Source organism: Geodermatophilus sp. URMC 61, assembly GCF_052931555.1.
Genome location: NZ_JBRFHZ010000002.1, coordinates 2,159,380 through 2,183,263, shown reverse-complemented (window position 1 = coordinate 2,183,263; position 23,884 = coordinate 2,159,380). Strand labels below are relative to the sequence as shown.

23 protein-coding genes are annotated in these 23,884 nt (G+C 75.5%); 13 read left to right on the top strand and 10 right to left on the bottom strand.

What is annotated here, in order from left to right; all coding sequences use genetic code 11:
* Window positions 1-222 precede the first annotated feature (222 nt).
* The gene (locus ACU610_RS10040) at window positions 223-1,056 is read right to left on the bottom strand and encodes a maleylpyruvate isomerase family mycothiol-dependent enzyme (protein ID WP_446767561.1); all 834 of its coding nucleotides are present in this window, start codon (window positions 1,054-1,056) and stop codon (window positions 223-225) included.
* Window positions 1,057-1,291: 235 nt separating this feature from the next.
* On the bottom strand, window positions 1,292-2,539 hold the full coding sequence (locus ACU610_RS10035; protein ID WP_446767560.1) for a serpin family protein: 1,248 nt from the start codon (window positions 2,537-2,539) through the stop codon (window positions 1,292-1,294).
* A 114-nt stretch (window positions 2,540-2,653) separates the two neighbouring features.
* Here ACU610_RS10035 and ACU610_RS10030 point away from each other — a divergent pair, with 114 nt between their 5' ends.
* Window positions 2,654-3,670 (top strand): proline racemase family protein, encoded by a 1,017-nt coding sequence (locus ACU610_RS10030; RefSeq protein ID WP_446767559.1) that lies wholly within the window; start codon window positions 2,654-2,656, stop codon window positions 3,668-3,670.
* Between the two features lie 22 nt (window positions 3,671-3,692).
* Here ACU610_RS10030 and ACU610_RS10025 read toward each other — a convergent pair whose 3' ends face one another.
* Genes ACU610_RS10025 through ACU610_RS10015 form a run of 3 tightly spaced genes read right to left on the bottom strand, consistent with a single transcriptional unit; the run spans window position 3,693 to window position 5,904 of the window.
* Window positions 3,693-4,544, bottom strand: coding sequence for a 5-oxoprolinase subunit C family protein (locus ACU610_RS10025; protein WP_446767558.1), 852 nt, complete (start codon window positions 4,542-4,544; stop codon window positions 3,693-3,695).
* A complete protein-coding gene (locus ACU610_RS10020; RefSeq protein WP_446767557.1) occupies window positions 4,541-5,152 on the bottom strand; it encodes a 5-oxoprolinase subunit B family protein in 612 nt (203 codons plus the stop codon). Before ACU610_RS10020 ends, ACU610_RS10025 begins: the two co-directional genes overlap by 4 nt.
* Window positions 5,152-5,904, bottom strand: coding sequence for a LamB/YcsF family protein (locus tag ACU610_RS10015; RefSeq protein WP_446767556.1), 753 nt, complete (start codon window positions 5,902-5,904; stop codon window positions 5,152-5,154). The genes ACU610_RS10020 and ACU610_RS10015 overlap by 1 nt, the downstream gene beginning before the upstream one ends.
* A 270-nt stretch (window positions 5,905-6,174) precedes the next feature.
* On the opposite strand from ACU610_RS10015, the gene ACU610_RS10010 reads away from it, so the two are divergent.
* Entirely contained in the window at window positions 6,175-6,960 is a 786-nt protein-coding gene (locus ACU610_RS10010) for a putative hydro-lyase (protein WP_446767555.1), read from the top strand.
* Window positions 6,961-7,038: 78 nt separating this feature from the next.
* Here the strand turns inward: ACU610_RS10010 and argG are convergent, their stop codons facing one another.
* A complete protein-coding gene (gene argG, locus ACU610_RS10005; RefSeq protein WP_446767554.1) occupies window positions 7,039-8,484 on the bottom strand; it encodes an argininosuccinate synthase in 1,446 nt (481 codons plus the stop codon).
* 302 nt (window positions 8,485-8,786) lie between these two features.
* On the opposite strand from argG, the gene ACU610_RS10000 reads away from it, so the two are divergent.
* Entirely contained in the window at window positions 8,787-8,933 is a 147-nt protein-coding gene (locus tag ACU610_RS10000; RefSeq protein ID WP_446767553.1) for a hypothetical protein, read from the top strand.
* A 13-nt stretch (window positions 8,934-8,946) separates the two neighbouring features.
* Here ACU610_RS10000 and ACU610_RS09995 read toward each other — a convergent pair whose 3' ends face one another.
* Both ACU610_RS09995 and ACU610_RS09990 read right to left on the bottom strand, forming a co-directional pair.
* Window positions 8,947-9,477: a dihydrofolate reductase family protein gene (locus ACU610_RS09995; RefSeq protein ID WP_446767552.1), complete on the bottom strand. Its 531-nt coding sequence runs from the start codon at window positions 9,475-9,477 to the stop codon at window positions 8,947-8,949.
* Window positions 9,474-10,412: a helix-turn-helix domain-containing protein gene (locus tag ACU610_RS09990; protein WP_446767551.1), complete on the bottom strand. Its 939-nt coding sequence runs from the start codon at window positions 10,410-10,412 to the stop codon at window positions 9,474-9,476. The genes ACU610_RS09995 and ACU610_RS09990 overlap by 4 nt, the downstream gene beginning before the upstream one ends.
* 136 nt (window positions 10,413-10,548) lie before the next feature.
* Between ACU610_RS09990 and ACU610_RS09985 the strand changes: the two genes are divergently transcribed.
* The 10 genes from ACU610_RS09985 to ACU610_RS09940 all read left to right on the top strand — a co-directional run bounded on the left by ACU610_RS09985 (window position 10,549) and on the right by ACU610_RS09940 (window position 22,162).
* Window positions 10,549-13,041, top strand: a complete 2,493-nt coding sequence (locus tag ACU610_RS09985; protein WP_446767550.1) for a molybdopterin oxidoreductase family protein — start codon at window positions 10,549-10,551, stop codon at window positions 13,039-13,041.
* Window positions 13,038-13,520 carry a hypothetical protein gene (locus ACU610_RS09980; protein WP_446767549.1) on the top strand — a complete coding sequence of 161 codons (483 nt, stop codon included), beginning with the start codon at window positions 13,038-13,040 and terminating at the stop codon, window positions 13,518-13,520. Before ACU610_RS09985 ends, ACU610_RS09980 begins: the two co-directional genes overlap by 4 nt.
* Before the next feature lie 120 nt (window positions 13,521-13,640).
* A complete protein-coding gene (locus ACU610_RS09975; RefSeq protein WP_446767548.1) occupies window positions 13,641-14,510 on the top strand; it encodes an NAD(P)-dependent oxidoreductase in 870 nt (289 codons plus the stop codon).
* A gap of 717 nt (window positions 14,511-15,227) precedes the next feature.
* On the top strand, window positions 15,228-16,346 hold the full coding sequence (locus ACU610_RS09970; RefSeq protein WP_446767547.1) for a glycosyltransferase family 4 protein: 1,119 nt from the start codon (window positions 15,228-15,230) through the stop codon (window positions 16,344-16,346).
* Window positions 16,343-17,311 (top strand): Gfo/Idh/MocA family oxidoreductase, encoded by a 969-nt coding sequence (locus tag ACU610_RS09965; protein WP_446767546.1) that lies wholly within the window; start codon window positions 16,343-16,345, stop codon window positions 17,309-17,311. The genes ACU610_RS09970 and ACU610_RS09965 overlap by 4 nt, the downstream gene beginning before the upstream one ends.
* A 39-nt stretch (window positions 17,312-17,350) precedes the next feature.
* Window positions 17,351-18,301, top strand: a complete 951-nt coding sequence (locus ACU610_RS09960) for a Gfo/Idh/MocA family protein (protein ID WP_446767545.1) — start codon at window positions 17,351-17,353, stop codon at window positions 18,299-18,301.
* Between the two features lie 52 nt (window positions 18,302-18,353).
* Window positions 18,354-19,550, top strand: a complete 1,197-nt coding sequence (locus ACU610_RS09955; RefSeq protein WP_446767544.1) for a zinc-binding dehydrogenase — start codon at window positions 18,354-18,356, stop codon at window positions 19,548-19,550.
* Window positions 19,551-19,553: 3 nt separating this feature from the next.
* Window positions 19,554-20,765 carry a glycosyltransferase gene (locus tag ACU610_RS09950; protein WP_446767543.1) on the top strand — a complete coding sequence of 404 codons (1,212 nt, stop codon included), beginning with the start codon at window positions 19,554-19,556 and terminating at the stop codon, window positions 20,763-20,765.
* Between the two features lie 106 nt (window positions 20,766-20,871).
* Window positions 20,872-21,366, top strand: coding sequence for a hypothetical protein (locus tag ACU610_RS09945; protein WP_446767542.1), 495 nt, complete (start codon window positions 20,872-20,874; stop codon window positions 21,364-21,366).
* Between the two features lie 274 nt (window positions 21,367-21,640).
* Entirely contained in the window at window positions 21,641-22,162 is a 522-nt protein-coding gene (locus ACU610_RS09940; protein WP_446767541.1) for a DinB family protein, read from the top strand.
* Window positions 22,163-22,178: 16 nt separating this feature from the next.
* Here the strand turns inward: ACU610_RS09940 and ACU610_RS09935 are convergent, their stop codons facing one another.
* Both ACU610_RS09935 and ACU610_RS09930 read right to left on the bottom strand, forming a co-directional pair.
* Window positions 22,179-22,976 carry a competence protein CoiA family protein gene (locus ACU610_RS09935; protein ID WP_446767540.1) on the bottom strand — a complete coding sequence of 266 codons (798 nt, stop codon included), beginning with the start codon at window positions 22,974-22,976 and terminating at the stop codon, window positions 22,179-22,181.
* 58 nt (window positions 22,977-23,034) lie between these two features.
* On the bottom strand, window positions 23,035-23,841 hold the full coding sequence (locus tag ACU610_RS09930; protein ID WP_446767539.1) for an SDR family oxidoreductase: 807 nt from the start codon (window positions 23,839-23,841) through the stop codon (window positions 23,035-23,037).
* Window positions 23,842-23,884 lie beyond the last annotated feature (43 nt).

The following is a 23,884-nucleotide window of genomic DNA, read 5'->3' as shown; positions in this document are numbered from 1 at the left end:
AAGCCGTCGCCTCACGTTCCTCAGTGGACCGCTCGGGGACGATCCCGCCGGCTCCCCCCGAGGGCGGCCTCAGGGACGCCTCGGCCGGCAGCAAGGTGTGGAAACGGGGCGGAGGTCCGCGCCACTCGCAGGAGCACCAACCCGGCCGCTCCCACCGTCACCGCGACGTCGTGCGTTCATGCCGGTCCACAGGACACCCGGCTGCGCCGGCGGAAACGCTGGTCAGCGGATGATGGAGACGATCCGGAGTGCGGCGTCGGCGAGCGCGTGGTCGCCGACGACCGTGACGCGACGCTTCGCTTCCTCGGGCTCGATGAGTCGAGTGCACAGGCGCCACAGCGTCTCTGCGTCGGAGAAGGTCACGAGGGTCGAGCCGTCGGCGTTCTCGACGGGACGCCATCGCCCGCCCTGTCGCTGCCAACCCCACTGACCGCCGCCGGCGCCGGTCACGGCCAGGACCATCGTCGTGCCCTCCGGCCGGTCGTGCCCGGCCAGGGTCTGCGGCATCGCCCGCAGGAACGTGTCGAGGACGAGGTGCACCACCGCCGGGTCGCCGTCGTCGGTGCGGCCGGTCGCGTCGCGGATCTGCTGCTGGTGGACCCAGTACTCGGTGAAGTCCCGCGCGCAGTCCAGCCACACGGGCGCGGGCTCGGGGCCTGCCCAGGTGACGGGTTCGGTGGTCGCGTCCAGATCGATGTCCTGCCACAGCGCGAGGACCTGCGGGGACGTGAGGTCGAGCAGGTCGACGAGCAGCCGCGGACTCACCCGGCGCGCCGCCTGCACCCACTCGTCGTTGAACCGGTGGATGAAGGCGGCCAACGGCTCGTCCTGCTGCGGGCCGACGGGACTGTGGCCGTCCCGCGTGCGCGCCAGCCTGCTGAGGTCATCGCCGAGCAGGTGCGCCACCACGTCCCGGACGACCCATGGCGCCGCAGCCGTGGGTCGCTCCCACTCGTCCGGGTCCAGGTCCTGCACGAGCCGCAGCAGTACGGCGCGGTCCTGCTCGAAGAGTTGCCGCGCGTCGACCCTCGGCCCGAACCTCGCCAGCCCGTCCAACGCTCCTCGCTCCCGCGCATGTCCGTCGCTACGTGGGTTCCGGTCGGACCGAAGGTGTCCAGCAGGGACACCGCCAGCGATCGCAGGACCTCGGCACGCCCGGAAGCTACCGCCCCGAGCTGCGGTCACCGGCTACGACGACGATGCCCGACTCAGGACCGTCGCCGTCCGCGCCCACCGGGTGCCGTCTCACAGCTGTCCCCGCAGGAAGGCGCTCGCCGGACCGGACACCCGCTCAGGTCGACGGGGTGTTGATGGCGCTGATGAACAGGGGCGAACGGGTCTGGGTGTCGGTGAGCAGCAGGAGGAAGGGCCGGTCGAAGGTGACGAGCGGCAGCGTCGCCGCCGGTCCGGCAGCGACGGCGACGGCCAGGCCGGTGGCCGCGGCGGCCTCGGTCCCGTCCTCGTCGACCTGCAGGAACGTCCTCTGCACCGCGTGGGAGATCTCCAGGTCCCCGCCGAGCGCCGGGTAGTCGCCCATGGGCGGGAGTCCCAGGTCCACCAGCGGGCCGAGCAGGGAGTGCGTCCGGCTGATCGCCGTGCGCGGCAGCCGGACGCCGACGGGCTCCGACTCGCCGGTCTGCACGGCGACCAGCGTCTCGGCGTCCACCGCACACGGGTCGGTGCCCTCCGGCGGCAGGACGGCGACGGCGGTCAGGGTGCCGTCGCGGTAGGGCAGTTCGACCGCCCGCCACCCGTCTGCCGTGCGCAGCTCGCCGGTCCCGCCGCCCATCATGTCGACGGTCACGTCACCGGCCGGGGTGGCGAACGGTGCGGGAGCCGTGGCGTCGAACGCATCCGCCCACCGGGCGCGCAGGTGGACGGCGTTCGTGAGCACGGCGACCGTGCTGGTCGGGAGCGGGTCGTCGAAGAGCTGCTCGATGACACCGCGGGTGTCCTCGGCGACGGTGGTGTTGATCCGCCGGGTCGCGCCGCCGGGGTCGGCGGCGAAGTCCAGCGTCCGCACGTCCGCCCCGAGGGCGGTGGCGATGTGGTCGAGGTACCGGGGGTCGGGCTGGAGTCCGAGGGCGGTCCAGAGCCGGTTGCTGGTCTGCAGCGAGTCGGGCGCGTCCTCGTCGTCGAGGTCTCCGTCGGAGCGGAGGCGGTCGAGTGTCGCGGTGTGGTCCCGGAGGGCTGCGACGACGGCCGGGGACCACTCCGGCAGGTGCAGCAGGCCCCGCAGTGCCTCGGCCGTCTGCCCCGTGGCGGCCGGGTGGAGCAGGCTCAGGGCCTGTGCCGCCGAGGTCGGGGACACGAGCACGTCCTCCCCTGGGGACCGCTCGCACAGCGTCTGCAGCAGGTCGATCCCGAAGGCGGTCTGTGCCGCGGCGACGTCGACCGCGGTCAGCGACGTCGTGTGCACGGGGACGGCGTTCCCGCGGTGCACCAGCGGGGTGGCGCCGTCGGCGCCGCACGCGGCGAGCACCGCGGCCGTCGCCGCCAGCGTGGCGGCGACGCGGGGGCGCCGTCCGGACCTCGGCATCGGTTGCTCCTCCCGGACTCCACTGCCCTCTCCACGCCTCGGAGGTACCGGGACACCCACGACGGACGGTCACGACCCGATCGAGGTGCCCGTGCGGTGTGGCAGGGTGCGGCCGTGCTGCCTGCCAGTGTCACCACCACCGACTACCACACCGGCGGGGAGCCGTTCCGGATCGTCCCGGGTCCTCCGGTGCCGATCCGGGGTGCGACGGTGGCCGAGCGCCGCGCGCGGGCGATCGAGGACCCCGACGTGCAGGCACTGCGGGCGGTGCTGTGCTCCGAGCCGCGCGGTCACGCGGACATGTACGGCGGGTTCATCGTGCCGCCGGACGACGCCGGCGCCCACCTGGGCGTGCTGTTCTGGCACAAGGACGGCTTCTCCACCGCCTGCGGCCACGGGACGATCGCGCTCGGCGTGTGGGCGGTGGACACCGGCCGGGTCGCGGCTCCGGAGACCGGCAGCACGGACGTGGTCATCGACGTCCCCTCCGGCCGGGTGACCGCACGAGTGCACCGGCAGGACGGCCGGGTGGTCGCGGTCGACTTCGTCAACGTGCCCAGCTGGGTCGTCGCCCGGGAGGTCCCGGTGACGACGTCCCGCGGCGAGGCGACCGTGACGATGGCGTACGGCGGGGCGATCTACGCGACGCTGCCCGCCGCGCAGCTCGGCCTGTCGGTCACCCCGGGGCACCTCGGCGAACTGATCGCGCTGGGCCGGGAGATCAAGTGGGCCCTCGACGAGTCCGAGCACGCCGCGCACCCGACCGACCCGCGCCTGTCCGGCGTCTACGGCACCATCTGGTTCGACGAGCTCGGCGACGCCGAGGGGCAGGTGCACCAGCGCAACGTGGCCGTCTTCGCCGACGGCGAGGTCGACCGCTCACCCTGCGGCTCGGGCACCTGCGCGCGGCTCGCCGTCCTCGCGGACGAGGGCCGGCTGCCGGCCGGCACCGTGCTGCAGCACGACTCGATCGTCGGCAGCACCTTCACCGGCACCGTGCTCGAGACCGTGGACGTCGACGGCCGTCGCGCGGTGCTCCCGCAGGTCACCGGGACGGCCTACCGCACCGGCGAGCACGTGTTCTCCATCGACCCGCACGACCCGCTGGTCCCCGGGTTCGTGCTGCGGTGAGGGGCATCCTCGCCAGCCCCGCTCAGCGGGGGGCGAGGGCGCCGCGGAAGCGGAGGGTCTGGCCCGGGCGGAGCTGGCCGCAGCGGTCGACGTCGGCGTCCTCGACGTAGCCGATGACCGGGTAGCCGCCGGTCACGGGGGCGTCGGCGAGGAAGAGCACCGGCTGCCCGGACGGTGGCACCTGCAGCGCGCCGCGCACCATGCCCTCGCTGGCGAGCTCGCCGGTGCGGGTGCGCTCCAGCGCGACCCCGGCCAGCCGCAGCCCGATCCGGTTGCTCTCGCCGGTCACCTCCCACGCGGTCCCGGTCAGGGCGCGCAGCGCCTCCTCGGCGAACCAGTCGGTGCGTGGGCCGGGCAGCACCCGCACGGTCACCTCGCCGCCGGGCGGGTCGGCCACCGGTGCGAGGTCCACCCCGGGCATCGGCCCGGAAGGCTCCCCGACCGGCAGCACGTCGCCGGGGGAGAGCACCGGGGGGCCGAGGCCGGCGAGCAGGTCGGTGGAGCGGCTGCCGAGCACCGGCTCGACGGCGACGCCGCCGCGGACGGCGACGTAGGTGCGCAGCCCCGACGAGGGCAGGTCGAGTCGCAGCTCCGCGCCCGCCCGCAGCGCCACCGGGCCGTTGTGCGCTCGCGAGCACCGGGCCCCGGTCGTGGCCACGACCAGGTCGGCCCCGGCCCGCAGCACCAGGCCGCCGAGGGTCGCCTCGAGCACCGCGGCGTCGGGGTCGTTGCCCACCAGCCGGTTGGCCAGCCGCGCGGCGGCCCGGTCGCAGGGGCCGGACCGGCCGACGCCGAGCGCGCCCTGCCCGGGCCGGCCGCCGTCCTGGACGGTGGTCAGCGGGCCGGTCGCGAGCACGGTCAGGGAGCGCGTCACCGGACCTCCGTGAAGCGCACCCGGACGCCGGGGCGCAGCAGGGCCGCCGGGTCGCGGTCGACGTCGAAGACGGCGACCTCGGTGTGGCCGATGAGCTGCCAGCCGCCCGGGGACTCCCGCGGGTAGACGCCGGTGAACTCCCCGGCCAGGGCCACCGAGCCGGGCGGCACCTTCGTCCGCGGGCTGTCCCGGCGCGGGACGTCCCACGGCTCGCCGTCGGGGGTCAGGTAGCCGAAGCCGGGGGCGAAACCGCAGAAGGCGACGGTCCACTCCGTGCCGCTGTGCCGGCGCACCACCTCGCCGGGGTCCACGCCGAGGTGCGCGGCCACGTCGTCCAGGTCGGCGCCGTCGTAGACGACCGGCAGCTCGACCAGCTCCCCGCCGTCCCGCCGGCCGTCGCGGGGCGTCGTCTGCCGCACCGCCTGCTCCACGGCCGCCAGGGTGGTCACCGCGGGGTCGGTCACCAGCAGCACGGTGCGCGCCGCGGGGACGACGTCCACCACCCCCCGGATCGGCTCGGCCCTGAGCGCGGCGTACAGGCCGAGGACCTCGTCGAGGCCGTCGAGCTCGACGAGCAGCGCGGTGGACCCGCTGGGCAGGACGCGCATCAGGCGGCGAACGGCGCCAGCGAGACCCCGGCCGCGGTGAGGGCCTCGCGCACCTGCCGGGCGATCGCCACCGCGCCGGGGGTGTCGCCGTGGACGCAGATCGACTCCGGCGCGAGCCGCAGCAGGCCGCCCTCCACGTCGGTGACCGGCTCGCCGGTGGCCATCGCGACGCAGCGGCGGGCGATCTCGTCGGGGTCGTGCAGCACCGCGCCGGGCAGCCGGCGGGAGACCAGCGTGCCCTCGGGGGTGTACTCGCGGTCGGCGAACGCCTCGGCCACCGTCGTCAGCCCGGCCTCGTCGGCCAGCCGCAGCCAGGCCGACCCGGGCAACCCGAGCACCGGCAGTTCACGGTCGTACGCGACCACCGCCCGCACCACCGCCGCCGCCTGCTCCTCGTGCGTGACGATCGTGTTGTAGAGCGCGCCGTGCGGCTTGACGTAGCGCACGCGGGAGCCGGCGACCTTGGCGAACGCCTCGAGCGCGCCGATCTGGTAGAGCACGTCGGCGGTCAGCTCGCCGGGCTCGACGTCGATGAAGCGGCGGCCGAAGCCGGCGAGGTCGCGGTAGCCCACCTGCGCGCCGATCGCGACGCCGGTCTCCGCGGCCCGCGCGCAGACCCGCTGCATGATCGACGGGTCGCTCGCGTGGAAGCCGCAGGCCACGTTGGCGCTGGTGACGACGTCCAGCAGCGCCTCGTCGTCCCCCAGCCGCCACTGGCCGAAGCCCTCTCCGAGGTCGGAGTTGAGGTCCATCCCGACAGCCTCCCTCACGAGGACCGCGCGCGATCAGCGACCGGATCGAGGGCCCGAGGGTGCCATGAGGAGGACCGTGCCGAGCAGGGGTGAGCGCGTGCCCGCGGTGATGCGGGTCGGTGGGATCGCCGGGACCCGTCCCGGCGACGCGGACACCGGCCAGGGCCGGACCTCGGCAGGCGGACGAGAGGGACCGGCGGACTGGTCCTCGACGCCGTCCGGTGGACACGATGGGCGCCTGGCCGCTCGCGACCGACCGAGGAGGACCCCGTGACCGCCACGCTGCCCGCCGCCGATCCCGCGGTCGCCCGTGAGCACTACCGCGCCGGTCTGGCCGTCCCGTCGTCGGGCTGGGCGCCCGGCTACACCCAGGCCAACCTCGTCGTCGTCCCGCAGGACTGGGCCTACGACGTGCTGCTGTTCGGTCAGCGCAACCCGAAGCCGGTGCCGCTGCTCGACGTGACCGACGCGGGGTCGTACCGCACGGCGCTGGCGCCGGACGCCGACCTGCGCACCGACCTGCCGCGCTACCGGGTGTGGCGGGACGGCGAGCTGGTCGACGAGCCCACCGACGTCGTGGACCTGTGGCGCGACGACCTCGTCGCCTTCCTCATCGGGTGCAGCTTCAGCTTCGAGACCGCGCTGCTGGACGCCGGTGTGCCGGTGCGCAACATCGAGCAGGGCCGCAACGTGTCGATGTACCGCACCAACCGGGCCTGCCGCCCCGCCGGCCGGCTGTCCGGGCCGCTGGTGGTGACGATGCGGCCGGTGCCCGGCGAGCTGGTGGCCGCCGCGGTGCAGGTGACCGCCCGGATGCCGCAGGTCCACGGGGCGCCGGTGCACGTCGGACCGCCGGAGACCCTGGGCATCACCGACCTGGGCACGCCCGACTTCGGCGACCCGGTCGAGTCCACCGACGGCGACGTCCCGGTGTTCTGGGCCTGCGGGGTCACACCGCAGGCGGCGCTCATGGCCTCCCGGCCGCCGTTCGCGATCACCCACGCGCCGGGGTACATGTTCGTCACCGACGTGCCGGACGCCGTCTACCGCCAGTAGAAGGACCCCGTCCTCCCCACCCCTCGCAGGCTCGGGGCGGGACCCGGGACGGGGCCGAGGGACCCCCGCAGGGTGGCGTCAGTCGGTTCCGGACTCCATCGCGGCGCGGTCGAGCAGCTGCTCGTCGGCGACCGTGCCGCGGGAGGCGATCGCCTCGGCGCCGCCGGCAGGCATCGCGCCGATCAGCCCGGTCGAGGCCGCCTGCGCGGCGCCGATCAGCTGCGGGTGCCCGCTGCCGACCATGCCGAGGGCCGCGTACTGCTCGAGCTTGGCCCGGGAGTCGGCGATGTCGAGGTTGCGCATGGTCAGCTGGCCGATCCGGTCCGACGGGCCGAAGGCGGAGTCCTCGGTGCGCTCCATCGACAGCTTGTCCGGGTGGTAGCTGAACGCCGGGCCGGTGGTGTCGACGATCGAGTAGTCCTCGCCGCGCCGCAGCCGCAGCGTGACCTCGCCGGTGACCGCCGTCCCGACCCAGCGCTGCAGCGCCTCCCGCAGCATCAGCGCCTGGGGGTCCAGCCAGCGGCCCTCGTACATGAGCCGGCCGAGGCGCCGGCCCTCGCTGTGGTACGTGGCCAGGGTGTCCTCGTTGTGGATGGCGTTGACCAGCCGCTCGTAGGCCGCGTGCAGCAGCGCCATGCCGGGGGCCTCGTAGATGCCCCGGCTCTTGGCCTCGATGACCCGGTTCTCGATCTGGTCGGACATGCCCAGGCCGTGCCGGCCGCCGATCGCGTTGGCCGCCAGCACCAGGTCGACGGCGGTGTCGAAGGTCTTGCCGTTGATCGTCACCGGCCGGCCCTGCTCGAAGCCGATGGTCACGTCCTCGGGCTCGATGTCGACCGCCGGGTCCCAGAACCGCACGCCCATGATCGGCTCGACGATCTCGAGGCCGGTGTCGAGGTGCTCGAGGGACTTGGCCTCGTGGGTGGCGCCCCAGATGTTGGCGTCGGTGGAGTAGGCCTTCTCCGCGCTGTCCCGGTAGGGCAGGCCGTGCGCGGTCAGCCACGCCGACATCTCCTTGCGGCCGCCGAGCTCGGTGACGAAGGCGGCGTCCAGCCACGGCTTGTAGATCCGCAGCGAGGGGTTGGCCAGCAGGCCGTACCGGTAGAACCGCTCGATGTCGTTGCCCTTGAAGGTCGAGCCGTCGCCCCAGATCTGGACGTCGTCCTCCAGCATGGCCCGCACCAGCAGGGTGCCGGTGACCGCGCGGCCCAGCGGGGTGGTGTTGAAGTAGCTGCGCCCGCCGGAGCGGATGTGGAACGCCCCGCAGGTCAGGGCCGCCAGGCCCTCCTCGACCAGCGCCGCGCGGCCGTCGACCAGCCGGGCGACCTCTGCGCCGTAGGCCTTGGCGCGGCCGGGCACCGAGCTGATGTCGGGCTCGTCGTACTGGCCGATGTCCGCGGTGTAGGTGCAGGGCACCGCCCCCTTGTCGCGCATCCACGCGACCGCCACGGAGGTGTCGAGACCACCGGAGAAGGCGATCCCGACGCGTTCGCCGACGGGCAGGGAGGTGAGCACCTTGGACATGCGAGAAAGTATGCACGATCGTGCATGGCCATGCGTCGGCGGGTCTCCGGCGTCCGTCCGCACGGAAGGGGCGTCACGGACGTCCTCGGCGCACCCGGGTCCGGCGGAAGCGGGACGGCGACTGACAGGTCGCGGGCCGTCCCCCGGGGCGCCGAGGCGGACCCGGTACCCCGGGGCGGCCCCGAGGAGGTTGGCCACGTCGAGGGTCGTGGTCACGCTCGCGATGTCGAGCAGTTCTGCCCGGTCATAGCCGACGGCCACCGAGGGCCCGTCCACCCACCGCGCTCGGCCTCGTCTCCGCGGTGGTCGGCGCGGACCGCCATGACCCGGTCACCACCGTCTGGGTCGCCGCGGTCTGCTACCTGGGCGCCGCCGCGCTCGGGCTCCCGTGGGTGGCCCGGGCGGCGATCCCGGCAGGGGTGGCCGGCATCGTGCTGGCTCTCATGTGAGCCCGGGTTGCGCTCACGTCCGGACGACGTCGTAGCGGACGCAGACGAACTCGCCGTTGACCGCCTCCTCGGTGCGGGCCAGCTCCAGCCGGCGCGGGAGCAGCGGCGCCCCGCCGCCGAGGGTGACCGGCGCGATCGAGACGACCACCTCGTCGAGCAGCCCCCGGTCGGCGAACTGGCCGGCGAGGTCGCCGCCGCCGACGACCCACACGTCGCGGCCCCCGGCGGCCGCGATCATCTCCCCGTGCACCTCGGCGACGTCGGCCGCGGTGAAGCGGATGTCCGCGCCCGGGTACGCGGTGAGCTGCCGGTGCGTGAACACCCACGCCGGCACGCTGTAGGCCCACGCGTCCGGGTCGTGCTCCCGCACCCACTCGTAGGTCGTGGCGCCCATGGCCAGCGCGCCGACCCGCTTCTCGAACTCCGCGTACCCCATCGGGCCGTGCTCGTCGGCGTGCCGGGAGAGCAGCCAGTCCAGCGAGTGCCGCTCGTCGGCGATGAAGCCGTCGAGGCTGGTCGCGGTGTAGTAGACGGTGCGCGTCATCGGTCCCTCCTGGTCAGCCACTCGATGGGGTCCCCGTGGTCGACGGCCAGGCCGGCGTCCCGGAGCAGGTGGCGCACCAGCAGCCGCCGGTGCGCCGAGAACGTGAGGACGTGGGCGACGACGCTGCCGAGGACGAAGGTCTCCGGCGGCTCGCACAGCGCGTCGACCAGCCGGTCGCCCCAGGCGCCGCGCCGGGCGACGTCCCGGACGGCGGCCAGCCAGCGGGGCGCCACGGCGTCGTGCCGGGCCAGCAGGGCGGCCGGGTCGTCGGCGCCGCGGGTGGGGTGGTCGGCGCCCTCGATCGAGGCCAGCCACACCTCCTTGGTCCACACCAGCGTGTCCAGGATCGCGGCGACCGACTCCTCGGCGCCGCTCCAGGGCAGGACCGACCAGCCGGGCAGGCGGGCACGCCGGTAGGCGTCGTTCGGCAGCTGCTTCGCCACCTCGAGCAGGGCGCGGGTGTCCTCGACGTCGTGGTGCACCAGCAGCGCGGTCACCTCGTCCGGAGCGCCGCGCCGGCCCTCGTCGGCGACCCACAGCGAGGTCGGCGGGTGGAAGTGGATGCCGTTGGGCGCGGGTAGCCAGTGCTCGTCGCGGGTGTGCGGGCGGCCGTCGTCCGGTGTGCCGGGCGAGCGGCCGTAGGCGCGGGCGAAGGCGCGGGCGAAGCCCTCGACGGACTCGTACCCGGCGGCGAAGGCGGCCTCGGTGACGCTGGACCCCTCGCGCAGCTGCCACGCCGCCCGCTCCAGCAGCACCCGGCGGCGCAGGGCCACCGGCGGCTCCCCGGCGCCCCGGCTGACCTGCCGGGCGAAGTACCAGGGACTGGCGAAGGCGTCGCCGGCCATGTCGGGCAGCGTGCGGTTGTCCTCGTCGAGGACCGCGTCGAGCAGTTCGCGGAGGCGGTCCCGCCCGGACAGGGGGTCGTCGTCGGCCACGTCGACGAGTCTGGCCGGGGTCGGCGGCGCGGCGCCCGACCGTTCTTGCCCTCCTGCGCCACCGCCGGGCCCGGTGTTCCGATCCGTCGTCCGACCGACGTTGCAGAGGCCCTGACCTGCGGGTACGGCGGTGGCCATGCCGAGAACCGACCGCATCGCCGAGCCGTGGGGGACCCGGACTCCGTACGGGCCCGGGGAGACCTGGCCGACCCGCGTCGACCAGTACCTCGCCGACGGGCTGACCGAGGACGACGTCGAGCGCTGGGTGCAGTCCGCGTCGATCCTGCACAGCAACGGCGACGCCCTCGACATCGCGGTCAGGGACGACCGCATCGTCGGCGTGCGCGGCCGCGCGGTCGACCGGGTCAACCGCGGCCGTCTGGACCCCAAGGACCTCTTCGGCTGGCAGGCCAACGCCTCGCCCGACCGCCTGACCACGCCGCTGATCCGGCGGGGCGGCGAACTGGTCGAGACCGACTGGGACACCGCGATGGACGCCGTCGTGACCCGCTGCCGGGAGCTGCTGGAGGAGCAGGGGCCCAGCGCGATCGGCTTCTACAACTCCGGTCAGCTCTTCATCGAGGACTACTACACCCTCGGCCTGATCGCCCACGGCGGGATCCGCACCGCCCACGTCGACGGCAACACCCGGCTGTGCACCGCCACCGCCGCCGCCGCGCTCAAGGAGTCCTTCGCCAGCGACGGGCAACCGGGCTCGTACGCCGACATCGACTCCGCCGACGTCATCTGCCTCTACGGGCACAACATGGCCGAGACGCAGGTGGTGACCTGGAGCCGCGTCCTGGACCGGCTGGCCGGCCCGAACCCGCCCCAGGTCGTCTGCGTCGACCCGCGGATGACGCCGGTGGCCCGGGCGGCGACCGTGCACCTGGCGCCGAGGCCGGGCACCAACGTCGCGCTCATGAACGGCCTGCTGCACGAGGTCATCGGCAACGGCTGGATCGACCGGGAGTACCTCGACGCCCATGTTGTCGGCTTCGAGGACCTGGCCGAGAAGGTCGCCGAGTACCCGCCGGACGTGGTGGCCGGGCTCTGCGACGTGCCGGCGGAGCGGATCCGCGAGGCCGCTCGGGTGATCGGCCAGGCGGAGCGGCTGCTCTCCACGGTGCTGCAGGGCTTCTACCAGTCCCACCAGGCCACGGCCGCCGCCGTCCAGGTCAACAACGTGCACCTGCTGCGCGGCATGCTCGGCCGGCCCGGCTGCGGCATCCTGCAGATGAACGGCCAGCCCACGGCGGAGAACACCCGGGAGGCCGGTGCCGACGGCGACCTGCCGGGCTTCCGCAACTGGTCCAACGAGAGCCACGTCGCCGACCTCGCCCGGATCTGGAACGTCGAGCCGGAGGACATCCCGCACTACTCGCCGCCGACACACGTCATGCAGCAGCTGCGCTACCTCGAGGAGGGCTCGCTGCGGATGTTCTGGGTCATCGCCACCAACCCGGCGGTGTCCCTGCCCGAGCTCGCCCGGATCCGCTCGATCCTCTCGCAGGAGCGGCTCTTCCTGGTCGTGCAGGACCTCTTCCTCACCGAGACCGCGCAGCTTGCCGACGTCGTCCTGCCCGCGGCCACCTGGGGGGAGAAGACCGGGACCTTCACCAACGCCGACCGCACCGTGCACCTGTCGGAGAAGGCGGTCGACCCGCCGGGCGAGGCGCGGCCGGACCTGGACGTCCTCATCGACTTCGCGCACCGGCTGGGGCTGGAGGACAAGGACGGCGCGCCGCTGGTGAAGTGGTCGGACCCGGAGGGCGCGTTCGAGGCGTGGAAGGAGTGCTCCCGCGGCCGCCCCTGCGACTACACCGGCATCACCTACGACAAGCTGCGCGGGGGCAGCGGCATCCAGTGGCCGTGCACCGAGGAGGCGCCCGACGGCACCGAGCGGCTCTACGCCGACGGGCGCTTCTACAGCGACCCGGAGTACTGCGAGAGCTACGGCCGGGACATCCTCACCGGCGCACCGTTCGAGGAGGACGAGTACCGGGCCCTCAACCCGTTCGAGAGAGCCCTGCTCAAGGCCGCCGACTACGTCCCGCCGCACGAGATGCCGTCCGCGGACTTCCCGTTCTCCCTGATCACCGGCCGCACGCTCTACCAGTTCCACACCCGCACGAAGACCGGCCGCGCGCCGCAGCTGCAGGCCGCGGCCCGCGACGTCTGGGTCGAGATGTCCGCCGGCGACGCCGGACGGCTGGGCGCCCGCGAGGGCGACCTGCTGGAGGTGTCGACGCCACGCGGGTCGGTGCGGGCCAGGCTGCGGGTCAGCGGCATCCGCGACGGCGTGCTGTTCCTGCCGTTCCACTACGGCTACTGGGACGACGGACGGCGCCACCGTCGCGCCGCCAACGAACTCACGCTCACCGACTGGGACGCGGTGTCCAAGCAGCCGATCTTCAAGACCGCGGCGGCCTCCGTGCGGAGGGTCCGCTGGTCCCGGCGGGGGAGCTCGCCGGCGCCCACCACCACCGGCTCGGCGCCGGTCGGGACCGCCGTCCCGCCGACCTGCGGCGGCCCGGCGGCCCTGACGACCGAGGACATGGCGGCCGAGGACATGGCGGCCGAGGACATGGCGGCCGAGACGCTGCCGGACGGAGGGGGACGACGGTGAGGCTCGGCCTGGCACTCGAGGAACTGCACCGCTCGGAGAACCACCTGGCCCGCCAGCTGCTCGCCGTCGCCGAACGGCACAAGGCCGACCACGAGATCTTCCACGTCGGTCACGACCTGGCCACCTGGTCCCAGGACCACGTGCGGCGGCTGGCTGCCTTCGGCGACCGCTACGGCGTGCACCTCGACCCCGAGCCCGCAGGCGAGCCGAGGCTCCTGGCGAGGCTCAGCGAGGCCGTGAGCGACCGGCTGGGCCGCCGCCCGGCCCCGGCCCTGCTGCTGTTGCGCGACCTGCGCAGCCTGTTCGTCCACGCGTCCGGGGTCCACGCCGACTGGGAGATGGTCGCGCAGGTCGCGCAGGGCATCCGGGACACCGACCTGCTCGCCCTCGCCCAGCGCTGCCACCCGCAGACACTGCGCCAGGCCAAGTGGGCGAACAGCCGGATCAAGGAGTCCGCGACCCAGATCCTGGTGAGCTGAGGGTCGACCGGGGACCGGCCAGCCGGCCGGCGGGGGAGTCGCGGTGCCCTGGACCGGGCCTGCAGCGGGACCCGGGGCCGCCCGGTCGTGGGTCCCGCCGCCCGACCGCAGACTGGCGGCATGTCGACGCCGGTGGTGACGGTCCTGGGTACGGGCACGATGGGTGCGGGGATGGTGCGGTCGCTGCGCCGGGCCGGCCTCGCGGTCCGCACGTGGAACCGCGACCCCGCGAAGGCCCGCGCGCTCGCCGACACCGGGGCGGAGGCGTTCGACTCGCCCGCCGAGGCGGCGGACGGCGCGTTCGTCGTCCTGACCATGCTGCTGGACGCCGACGCCGTCCTGGAGGTGATCCGGCAGGCGTCCCCGGCGGCCGGCACCGTGTGGCTGCAGACCTCGACCGTGGGGCTCGAGGGCGCCGACCGGACGGTTACCGCGGCCCGGGAAGGGGGCCTGGTGCTGGTCGACTGTCCCGTCCTCGGCACGAAGGAGCCCGCCGAGAAGGGGGCGCTGGTCCTGCTCGCCTCGGGCCCGGAGGAGGTCCGCCCGCGGCTGGCCCCGGTGCTCGACGCGCTCGGGTCGAAGACCCTCTGGCTGGGCGAGGCGGGCGCCGGCAGCCGGCTGAAGATGGTCGCCAACGCCTGGCTGTTCACGGTCACCGCCGGGGTGGCCCAGTCGGTGGCGCTGGCCAGGGGACTCGGGCTGGACCCGCGCGACTTCCTCGCCGCGGTGCAGGGGGGCCCGCTGGACACCCCGTACGCACACCTCAAGGCCGGCCTGATGCTGGACGGGGAGTACCCGGTCAGCTTCGCCCTCACCGGGGCGGCCAAGGACGCGCGGCTCATCCGGGCCGCCCTGCGGACCGCCGAGGTCGACGACCGGCTGACCGCCGCCGTCCTGGAGACGATGGAGGCCGCGACGGACCGGCTGCCGGACCCGGGAGCGGTGGACATGGCGGCGGTCGTCGTCGGCCTCACCCCTGCGCGCCGCTGACCGGCCCACCAGGGGCGGGGACGGACCGCCACGCCGGGAGCCCCGGTTTGCCGTGGTGGGACGGTCGGTCCATCGGGGGCACGACCATGGGGCTGTCCATGGCCCTGCACGAGACCAGCGTTTGGGACCCCCGGATCGGCCAGGTGGCCGACCACGACCTCGCCGAGTAGCCCGTCAACGCCGACGTCGGGGACGTGCAGGTGCACTGGATCGACGAGCACCACCCGTACGTCAACGCGATGTGCACCAAGGGCATGGGGGAGATCGGCATCGTCGGCACCGCCGCGGCCGTCGTCAACGCCGTCCACCGCGCCACCGGCGTCCGGGTGCGGCGCCTGCCGGTGACCCTCGACGAGCTGCTGGCCGGGTCGGACCGAGCGGACCCCGCTGCCCGCCGCCACTCGCAGGCTCGCGGCGGGCCCCTGCACAGGGGCTGCACGGCCTCGTCGGCCAAGAGCGCGGTCACCGGCCCGTCCGACGGCCACCCCTGCCAGGGGGGCGACGTCGACGGTCATGGCCGCCACCACCGGCCGGCCGGGCGCACGCGCCCGGGTCAGCGCGGGGCCAGCCCGCCACCCAGCGCGCGGCTGTCCGGGTCCAGGCCGAGCTCGCGCAGCAGGTCGGCCAGGGCGCGGGTGTGCTTCGGGTCACACCGGGGTCGCGGAGCCGCTAGCTTCCTCGTCCTCAGCAGACCACGGGTCCATGAGGGGGACGCCGATGACCGATCGCCGCTCGATCTGCTTCTACACGCCCTCCACCGACCCCTCGGGGATGGGCGCGCACATGGTGGACCTGATCGCCGAGTACGCCGCGACGGCCGACGTGTCGCTGATGATGAGACCGACGGAGGGTGGCCGGCGGCTGCTCGACCGCGCCGCCGAGCTCGGCGCCCGCACGGTGGAGCTGCCGTCTCCCCGCGAGCCCGGCTTCGCCGCCGTGGTGACGGGCTTCCTCGACGCCCATCCCGCCGACGTCTTCCACTGCCACGTCGGCACCGGCTGCGAGGACTGGGACGGCGCGCGCCTGGCCCGACGCGCCGGGTGCCGGGCGGTCGTGCAGACCCAGCACCTGCCCTACCTGGTGTCCCACCCGCGCAAGCGGCGGGCCTTCCACCACGCGATCGAGGAGGTCGACCGGCTGATCGCCGTCTCGGACGGAGTGCGCCGCACCTACTCCCGGATCGGCGTCCCGCACCACCGGCTCACCACCGTGGCCAACGGCGTCGCCCCGCAGCCCGACCGGATCGGCCGGGACGCCGCCCGCGCCGCCCTGGGCCTGGACCCGCGGCAGCCCGTCGTCCTCACCGTGGGCCGGCTGACCCACATGAAGGGCCAGTGGCACCTGGTCGACGCCGTCCCCGGCCTGCTGGAACGGTTCCCGGACCTCGCCGTCGTGCTGGTCGGGCACGGGCCGCTGCGCGAGGCGCTGGAGAAGCGGGCGGCCGGGCTCGGCGTGGGCGGCGCCGTCCGGTTCCCCGGTCACCGGTGCGACGCCCGCCGGCTGCTCGCCGCCGCCGACGTGTTCGTCCTCCCCTCGCGGCACGAGGGGATGCCGCTGGTGGCGCTGGAGGCCATGGAGGCGGGGCTGCCGGTGGTGGGCACGCGCGTGATCGGCACCGAGGAGGTCGTCGAGGACGGCGTCACCGGCGCGCTGGTGCGGCCGGGGGACCCCGCCGCCCTGGGGGCGGCCCTGGGACGGTTGCTCGCCGACCCCTCACTCCGGCGCCGACAGGGCGTCGCCGGCCGGCGCCGGTACCTGGCGTGCTTCACCCGGGAGCGGATGGCCCGGGACACCGCAGCGGTCTACGAGTCAGTCCTGCGCGGGGCCTCGCGGTGAGCCGCCTGCGGGTCGCCGTCGTGGGCACGGGCTTCATCGCCGGTCGGCACCTGGCGGCGCTCGCCGGCTTCGACGACGTCGAGGTGGTCGCGGTCGCCGACGTCGTCCCCACGCGGGCCGGGGAGGTCGCGGCGCGCTACGGCGCTCGGTCCCACCCGGACGGGACCGCGCTGCTGGAGACCGAGGAGCTGGACGCCGTCTGGCTGTGCGTGCCGCCGTTCGCGCACGGGCCTCTGGAGGCGGCGGCGCTCGCCCGTGGGCTGCCGTTCTTCGTCGAGAAGCCGTTGGGGCCGGACCTGGCCACCGCCGAGGCGATCGCGGTCGACGTCGAGGCGGCCGGACTGACCACGGCCGTCGGCTACCACTGGCGGCACGTGGATCTCGTGCACCGGGCGCAGGAGCTGCTGCGGGACCGGTCGGTGCACCTGGTGACCGGTGCGTGGCTGGACCGCACGCCCGGTGCGCCGTGGTGGTCGCGCCGGGCGGCCTCGGGTGGGCAGGTCGTCGAGCAGACCACCCACCTGTTCGACCTCGCCCGGCTGCTGGCGGGCGAGGTCGACACCGTCACCGCGGTCGAGCGGCCAGCACCCGAGGGCGACGTCCCGGCCGCCGCCACGACGCTGCTGACGTTCGCCTCCGGTGCCGTGGGGACCATCTCGTCGGCGCGGGTCCTCGGCCGCCGCCACCACGTCGGGCTGCAGCTGGTCACCGAGGGCCTCGCCGTGGAGGTGACCGAGCGCGGCCTGTCCGACCACGAGCTGCGTGTCGCCGACGCCGACGGCGAGGAGACCAGCGGCTCCGAGGAGGACCCGATCGCCGTCGAGGACCGCGAGTTCCTCGACGTGCTGCTCGGGGAGGCCCCGGGAGTGCGGGTCCCCTACGCCGAGGGGCTGCGCTCGCACGCCCTGGCCTGCGCCGCCGACCGGGCGGCGCGCGAGGGCCGGCCCGCCCGGCTCGGGGACTGACGAGGGTTGCCGCCCGGCCGGCACGGGCAGGACGCCGACATGACGACGAGGATCGGCCTGGTCGGGGCCGGGTTCATCGCCGGGAAGCACCTGGACGCGCTCACCTCCATCGAGGACGTGACCGTCGCCGGGATCGCCGACCCGCGCGCCGACCGGGCCGAGCTGCTCGCCGCCCGTGCGGGGGCGGCGGCCTACGCGCACTGGTCGGACCTGCTCGACGTGGAGCGGCTCGACGCGCTGTACCTCTGCGTCCCGCCGCACGCGCACGGCGAGATCGAGACGGCGGCCGTCGAGCGCCGGCTGCCGCTGTTCGTCGAGAAGCCGCTGGCGACCGACCTCGCCACCGCGGAGGCGCTGGCCGACCGCATCGACGCCGCCGGCCTGCTCACCGCCGTCGGCTACCACTGGCGCTACCTCGACACCCTGGAGACGGCGCGCGAGCTGCTCGCCGGGGCGCCAGCCCGCATGGTCCTCGGCGCGTGGCTGGACAAGGCGCCGCGGGTGGAGTGGTGGGCGCGGCAGGACGGCTCGGGCGGGCAGACCGTCGAGCAGGCCACCCACCTCTTCGACGTCGCCCGGGTGCTGGTGGGCGAGGTCGAGAACGGCTGGGCCACCGGCTCGCGCTCGGCGGAGGGGCCCGGCGACATCCTCGACGTCTGCACCGCCGCACTGCGCTTCCAGAGCGGCGCGGTCGGGTCCTTCTCCAACAGCTGCCTGCTGCCCCGCGCACACCGGATCGGTGTCGAGCTGGTCGCCCCGGGCCTGGGCCTGTGGCTGACCGAGCACCGGCTCGTGGTCACCGACGACGACGGCGAGCGGGTGATCGACCGCGACGTCGACCCGTTCGAGGCCGAGGACCGCGCCTTCGTCGCCGCCGTCCGGGGCGAGGGGCACGACGTCCGGACGCCGTACCGCGAGGCGCTGCGCACCCACCGGCTGGCGGTCGCCGTGGCCACCGCGGCCGCCGACGGCGGGACGGTGCAGCTGTGAGCGGCTCTGTGATCGACCGGCTCCGCCGGGCGGGAGCGAACGGGGGAGCGCTGTGAGCCGTGCGATCCGCAGCATCGGCGTCGTCGAGCCGGGGCGGCCGGCGATCCTGGACCTCGAGGAGCCCGACCCGGGTCCGGGCCAGGCGTGGGTGCGCACCGAGTGGAGCGGGATCAGCGCCGGCACCGAGGTGGCGCTGGTCCGCGGCACCGACCCGCACCACCTGCTGCACTGGGACCCCGACCTGCGCTCGTTCGACGACGCCGGCCCGCCCGCCACCTACCCGGTGACCGGGCTGGGCTACATGGAGGTCGGCCGGGTCACCGAGAGCCGCACCCCCGACCTGGCCGAGGGGCAGCTGGTCGCCATGGCCTACGGGCACCGCACCGGTTTCTGCGCCGACCCGACGGTCAAGCCGGTCGTCCCGGTGCCCGACGACCTCGACCCGCTGCTGGGCGTCTACCTGGCCCAGATGGGCCCGATCTGCGTCAACGGGCTGCTGCACGCCGCCGCCGACGTCGCCGGACCGGGCGGGCGCATCGACGCCGGGGTGCGCGACCGGCACGTGCTGGTCACCGGTGGCGGGGTCATCGGGCTGCTCAGCGCGATGCTCGCCGTGCAGCACGGAGCCGCGGAGGTCGTCGTCGCCGAGCCCTCCGCCGAGCGGCGCGCGGTCGCCGAGGCGCTCGGCCTGGCCACCCTCCCGGACGGCGCCTCCGCCGAGCCCGGCCACCCGGCCTGGCGCGCGGTCAAGGAGCTCTGGCACCACGGGCCGGGGGACGCCGGCGCCGACGTCGTCCTGCAGTGCCGCGGGCACGACGCCGCGCTGGCCACCGGCCTCAAGGCGCTGCGCCCGCAGGGCACCGTCGTCGACCTCGGCTTCTACCAGGCCGGCGCCGAGGCGGTGCGCCTCGGCGAGGAGTTCCACCACAACGGCCTCGCGGTGGTCTGTGCCCAGATCGGCCGGGTGCCGCGGGGCATGGCCGACGCCTGGCCGCGGACGGCACTGGCGGAGGTCACCCTCGACCTGCTGCGTGAGCGCGGGGACGACGTCCGCCGGCACCTGGTCACCGACGTCCTGCCGTTCGAGGAGGGGCCGCGGCTGCTGGCCGACCTCGCCGGCCGGCGGCTGGCCGCGCCGCCGCTGCAGGCCGTGCTGCGGTTCGGCCCGGAGGGACAGCCACGGGAGCATCGCAGCGAGGAACGAGCGAGGAGCGGACCGGGGCGCGGAGCCGGGCTGGGGAGCATGTGAGCCGTGCGGGTCCTGCTCGTCGGCAACCACTGGACCGAGGGACCCGGCGGCGCGGAGACGGTGCTGGTCCTCACCGCGGACCTGCTGCGGGCAGCGGGGCACGAGGTGGTGCCCTTCGCCGTCGCCGAGGAGCTGACCCTGCCCACCCCGGTGCGCTCGTCCCTGCCGGACGCGGCGGGGGCCGGCGCGCGCACCCGGTTCGGCGAGGCGTGGGCGGGGGTGTGGTCGCCCGCTGCGTACCGGGCGCTGACGCGGGTGGTCGACGAGGTGCGGCCGGACGTCGCGCACGTGCACCACGTCTTCGAGCGGCTGACGCTCTCGGTGCTCGACGCGCTGCACCGCCGCGGCGTGCCGACGGTGATGACGCTGCACGACTACAAGCCGGTCTGCCCGAACTTCCGGCTGTTCACCGAGGGCGCGCCCTGCACCCGCTGCCTGTCCGGCGGCTACTGGCAGGTGGTGCGGCACCGCTGCCTGGAGGGCTCGCGGTGGCGGTCGGTCGCGGCGGCGGTGGACTCCTACGCCGCGCGCGCCCGCGGCGTCTACGACCGGGTCGACCGGTTCGTGGCGCCGAGCGCGTTCCTCCGCGACCGGGTGGTCGACGGCGGGCTGCCGGCTGACCGGGTCGAGGTGCTGCCCAACCCGGTGGTCGCGGCTCCCTCGCCCCGCCCCATCCCCGGGGACCCGGCTGCGGTGCTGTACGCCTCCCGGCTGGTGGCGGAGAAGGGGGTGCACACCCTGCTGGACGCCGCCGCGCGGCTGCCGGCCCGTGTGCGGGTGCGGCTGGCCGGGTCCGGGCGGCTGGAGCGGGCGGTGCGGGCGCGGATCACGGCCGAGGAGCTGCCGGTCGACGTCCTGGGCCCGCTGCCGCCCGACCGGGTCGCGGCGGAGCTGAGGGCCGCGGCGGTCGCCGTCCTGCCGGCGCTGTGGTGGGAGAACTGCCCGATGGCCGTGCTCGAGGCCGCGGCCCAGGGTGTGCCGGTGGTGGCCTCGGCGGTGGGCGGCGTCCCCGAGCTCGTGGACGACGGCGCGACCGGGCTCCTGGTGCCGCCAGGGGACGCCGCGGCGCTGTCCGGCGCGCTCACCCGGCTGCTGGCGGAGCCCGCCGAGGCGGACCGTCTCGGTCGTGCCGGATGGGCCCGGGTGCGCTCCCGACACGACCCCGCGGCGCACGTGACGGCGCTGCAGGAGGTGTACCGGCGTGTCGCGCGGTGAGTCGGCGCGGACGCCCTTGTGTCGAAACCGGGGGTAGCGGATCCTGCCGTCATCGCCGCGGACGCCGGGTGGACCGGGCTGCCACGGCGGCTCGGGAGTGGTCGTCATGAAGTGGGCGGCTGTCGTCGTGCTCGGCTTCGTGCTGGAGGTCGGGGCGGTCATCTGGCTGGCGCGGAGCAACACCGCTCGGTGGGAGCGCGACCACCGGGCCGCCCGGGCGGCCATCAGAGCGCGCGAGGAAGCGGGGCTGCGTGTGCGTGCGGCGGCGCTGATGGCGCAGCGCGTGCGGCACCCGCACCTGACGCAGCTGCCGCACGTGCACCTGCCGCCGCGGGTCGTCGACCGGTTGGCGAACGCGCGCGGGACCCTGCACCGCCCGATCCTGCACCTCCCGCTCCTGCACCTCCCGCTCCTGCACCTGACCCGGCGCCGTCCGGAGGTGCAGGAGGAGCGGGTGCCCGGCCAGGAGGAGCGGGTTCCCGAGCAAGAGGCGCGGGTGCCCGCGCAGGAGCAGCGGGTGCCCGCTCAGGAGGCGCAGGAGGCGCCGGTGCCCGCGCCGGACGACGCCGGCACGCCGTCCGAGGAGCAGCCCACGTCGTAGCGCCCGCCGCTCGACCGCGGTGTGCGCACACGTCGACGGCTCCGCGGTGCGCCGCGGGTCGAACCCCTGGACGGTCGGGCACGGCGCAGGGGTCCGCGACGACCTGCCCGCCGGCACCCACCGCAGCCTGCCGCCAGCTGGCACGGTCCGGCCGAGGAGGACCCCGCGCCCGTCCTCGTCGAGTTCCTCCGCGCGCACCCCGACCGGCGCTCACCTGCGCGGACCCCGCCGGACGGCTACCGTCCCGGGACCTGCGCCGACGAGGAGGTGGGCGGTGACGCCCGAGGACGACCGCACCGAGCCCCCGCTCACCGGGGGCGAGGTCCGGCTGCTGACCGGGTTCCTCGAGTACCAGCGGCAGACCCTCGCCTGGAAGTGCGCGGGCCTGACGCCCCGGCAGTTGGCGACCCGCGCCGTCCCCACCTCGGAGCTCACGCTGCTCGGCATGGTCCGCCACCTCGCGGCGGTGGAGACCGGCTGGCTCGTCGGCTTCGGTGGGCTGCCGGGCGACATCTGGCCGGACGTGGTCCGCGACCGCGACGAGCAGTTCCGGGTCGACCCGGACGCCGTCACCCGGCAGGACGTCGACGCGGCCTGGGCGACCTGGCACGCCGCCGCCGACGCGGTCCGGAAGGTGGTCGACCAGCTCCCGCTCGACACCGCGGACCGGCCGTGGGGCCGGCACGACGAGTACTCGCTGCGCTGGATCCTGCTGCACCTGGTCGAGGAGTACGCGCGGCACAACGGCCACGCCGACCTGCTGCGCGAGGCCATCGACGGCGTCACCGGCGAGTAGCCGGGGCGGGTGCCCGCTACGCCGGGAAGGGCAGGAAGGGCAGCGCCTCGACCCGGGGGTGGTCCCGCGGCCCCCGGGCCGCCCGCTCCGCGCACCGGGCGGCCCGGCGCGCCGCCTCCTGCCGGTCGGCCGCGCGCCGGGCGTGCAGCGCCCGGGCCTCCGCGGCGCCCGGCGCCGCGAACCCGTCGGCCGTGAGGCGGCAGGAACCGAGTCGCACCCAGCGCGTTCCGCCGTCGACGTCCCGGACGCCGACGAGGAGCCCGGTGTTGTGCCGGCGCACCGCGTAGGCGACGCCCCGGACGGCGAGCTCGGTGTCGGCGGCCGACTCGGCCGCGGACCCGTAGAGCCAGGTCACGTGCCGGACCTGCCGGCGGTACCGGTCGTCGCGCTCCCGCCAGGCGGTGTCGGGAAGGGGCGAGAGCTGCACGGCCACGGCGCAGCTGACCTCGGCCACGACGACGTGCAGGCCACCGCTCCCGGACGGTCCGCGCACCTCCTCGAGCCGCGGCCGTAACCCCTGCGCGGCCAGCCACGCCCCCACGGCCCGCCGGTGGCGGAGGTGCTCGTAGGCCGGCGCCGCGCCGGACCCCGTGAGGGCGCAGCGCACGTCGCCGGAGTGGCGGAAGTGCGGCCGGGCGCCGTCCCGGGCCTCCAGGACCAGCCGGCCGCCACAGCCGCCGGCCGCCCGGGAGCACCAGAAGCCGCTGCCGCGGTGCAGGCCGAGGAGACGGGCGGCCGTCCCGTCCTCGGGCAGCGCGACGGCAGCGGTGCCCGCCGGCCCGTCGGTCACCGCCCACCGCAGCTCGCTCGACACCTGCACCTCCTCGGCTCGGCAGGAGGCACCGTACGGCGGGGGGCCGACAGGACGGTGGTCACGACCGGTCGGCGGAACCGCTCCCGCCCGGGCCGTGGTGCTCCGCGAGCCACTCGTCGAACGACTGGCGGCCGCGCCGGCCCCCGGTGGGCAGCTGCGCCCCGTCGCGCATCGCGCGTCCGGCCCGACCCGGCCAGACGACCGGCACCACGACGCCGCGGTCGCCCCGCGCGCGCAGGAGCACGCGGACCAGGTCCACGAACTCCTCCTCGCGCGGTCCCCCGATGTCGGGTGCCCGACCGCACGGCCCGCCCTCCACGGCGTCGGCCAGCGCCCGGGCGACCTCGACGGCGGCCACCGGTGCGGTGCGCAGCCGGGGCACGAGGACGAACGGGCCGACGCGGCCGCGGCGGGCCACCGTGGCGACGAACTCGTGGAACGGCGTGGCCCGCAGCACGGTGGACGGGACCGGGCCGGCCGTGACCGCCTCCTCCTGGCGGAGCTTGGCGGCGTAGTAGGGGTAGGGGATCCGGTCGATCCCGACGATCGACAGCAGCACGTGGTGGTGCACGCCGGCCGCGGCCCCGGCGTCGAGCAGCCGGCGGGTGCCGCGCACCAGCACGGCCTCGGCAGGGCCCCGTCGGACCGTCTCGACGTTGAGGCAGTCCGCCACGGTGTCGACGCCGGCCACCGCCTCGTCGACACCGGTGCCCGTGGCCACGTCCCCGCGCCGGCCGACGGCGCCGGCGGTGCCCGCCGTGCCGCCGCTCCTGCTGAGGACCCGGACCTCGTGGCCGCGGCGAACCAGCTCCGCGGCCAGGGGCCGGCCGACGGTGCCGGTCCCGCCGACGACGAGGGTGCGCATGGCGTCCTCCCCGGTGCGTGCTCGCCGCGAGGGTGCCGGGCAG

Bases quoted from the DNA above. Each gene is read 5' to 3' on its own strand.
- ACU610_RS09930 (WP_446767539.1), bottom strand. From the start codon at position 23,841: ATGCGCACCCTCGTCGTCGGCGGGACCGGCACCGTCGGCCGGCCCCTG.
- ACU610_RS10020 (WP_446767557.1), bottom strand. From the start codon at position 5,152: ATGCGCGTCCTGCCCAGCGGGTCCACCGCGCTGCTCGTCGAGCTCGAC.
- ACU610_RS10015 (WP_446767556.1), bottom strand. From the start codon at position 5,904: ATGGACCTCAACTCCGACCTCGGAGAGGGCTTCGGCCAGTGGCGGCTG.
- argG (WP_446767554.1), bottom strand. From the start codon at position 8,484: ATGTCCAAGGTGCTCACCTCCCTGCCCGTCGGCGAACGCGTCGGGATC.
- ACU610_RS09975 (WP_446767548.1), top strand. From the start codon at position 13,641: ATGTCGACGCCGGTGGTGACGGTCCTGGGTACGGGCACGATGGGTGCG.
- ACU610_RS09970 (WP_446767547.1), top strand. From the start codon at position 15,228: ATGACCGATCGCCGCTCGATCTGCTTCTACACGCCCTCCACCGACCCC.
- ACU610_RS09985 (WP_446767550.1), top strand. From the start codon at position 10,549: ATGCCGAGAACCGACCGCATCGCCGAGCCGTGGGGGACCCGGACTCCG.
- ACU610_RS10035 (WP_446767560.1), bottom strand. From the start codon at position 2,539: ATGCCGAGGTCCGGACGGCGCCCCCGCGTCGCCGCCACGCTGGCGGCG.
- ACU610_RS09945 (WP_446767542.1), top strand. From the start codon at position 20,872: ATGAAGTGGGCGGCTGTCGTCGTGCTCGGCTTCGTGCTGGAGGTCGGG.
- ACU610_RS09960 (WP_446767545.1), top strand. From the start codon at position 17,351: ATGACGACGAGGATCGGCCTGGTCGGGGCCGGGTTCATCGCCGGGAAG.
- ACU610_RS09995 (WP_446767552.1), bottom strand. From the start codon at position 9,477: ATGACGCGCACCGTCTACTACACCGCGACCAGCCTCGACGGCTTCATC.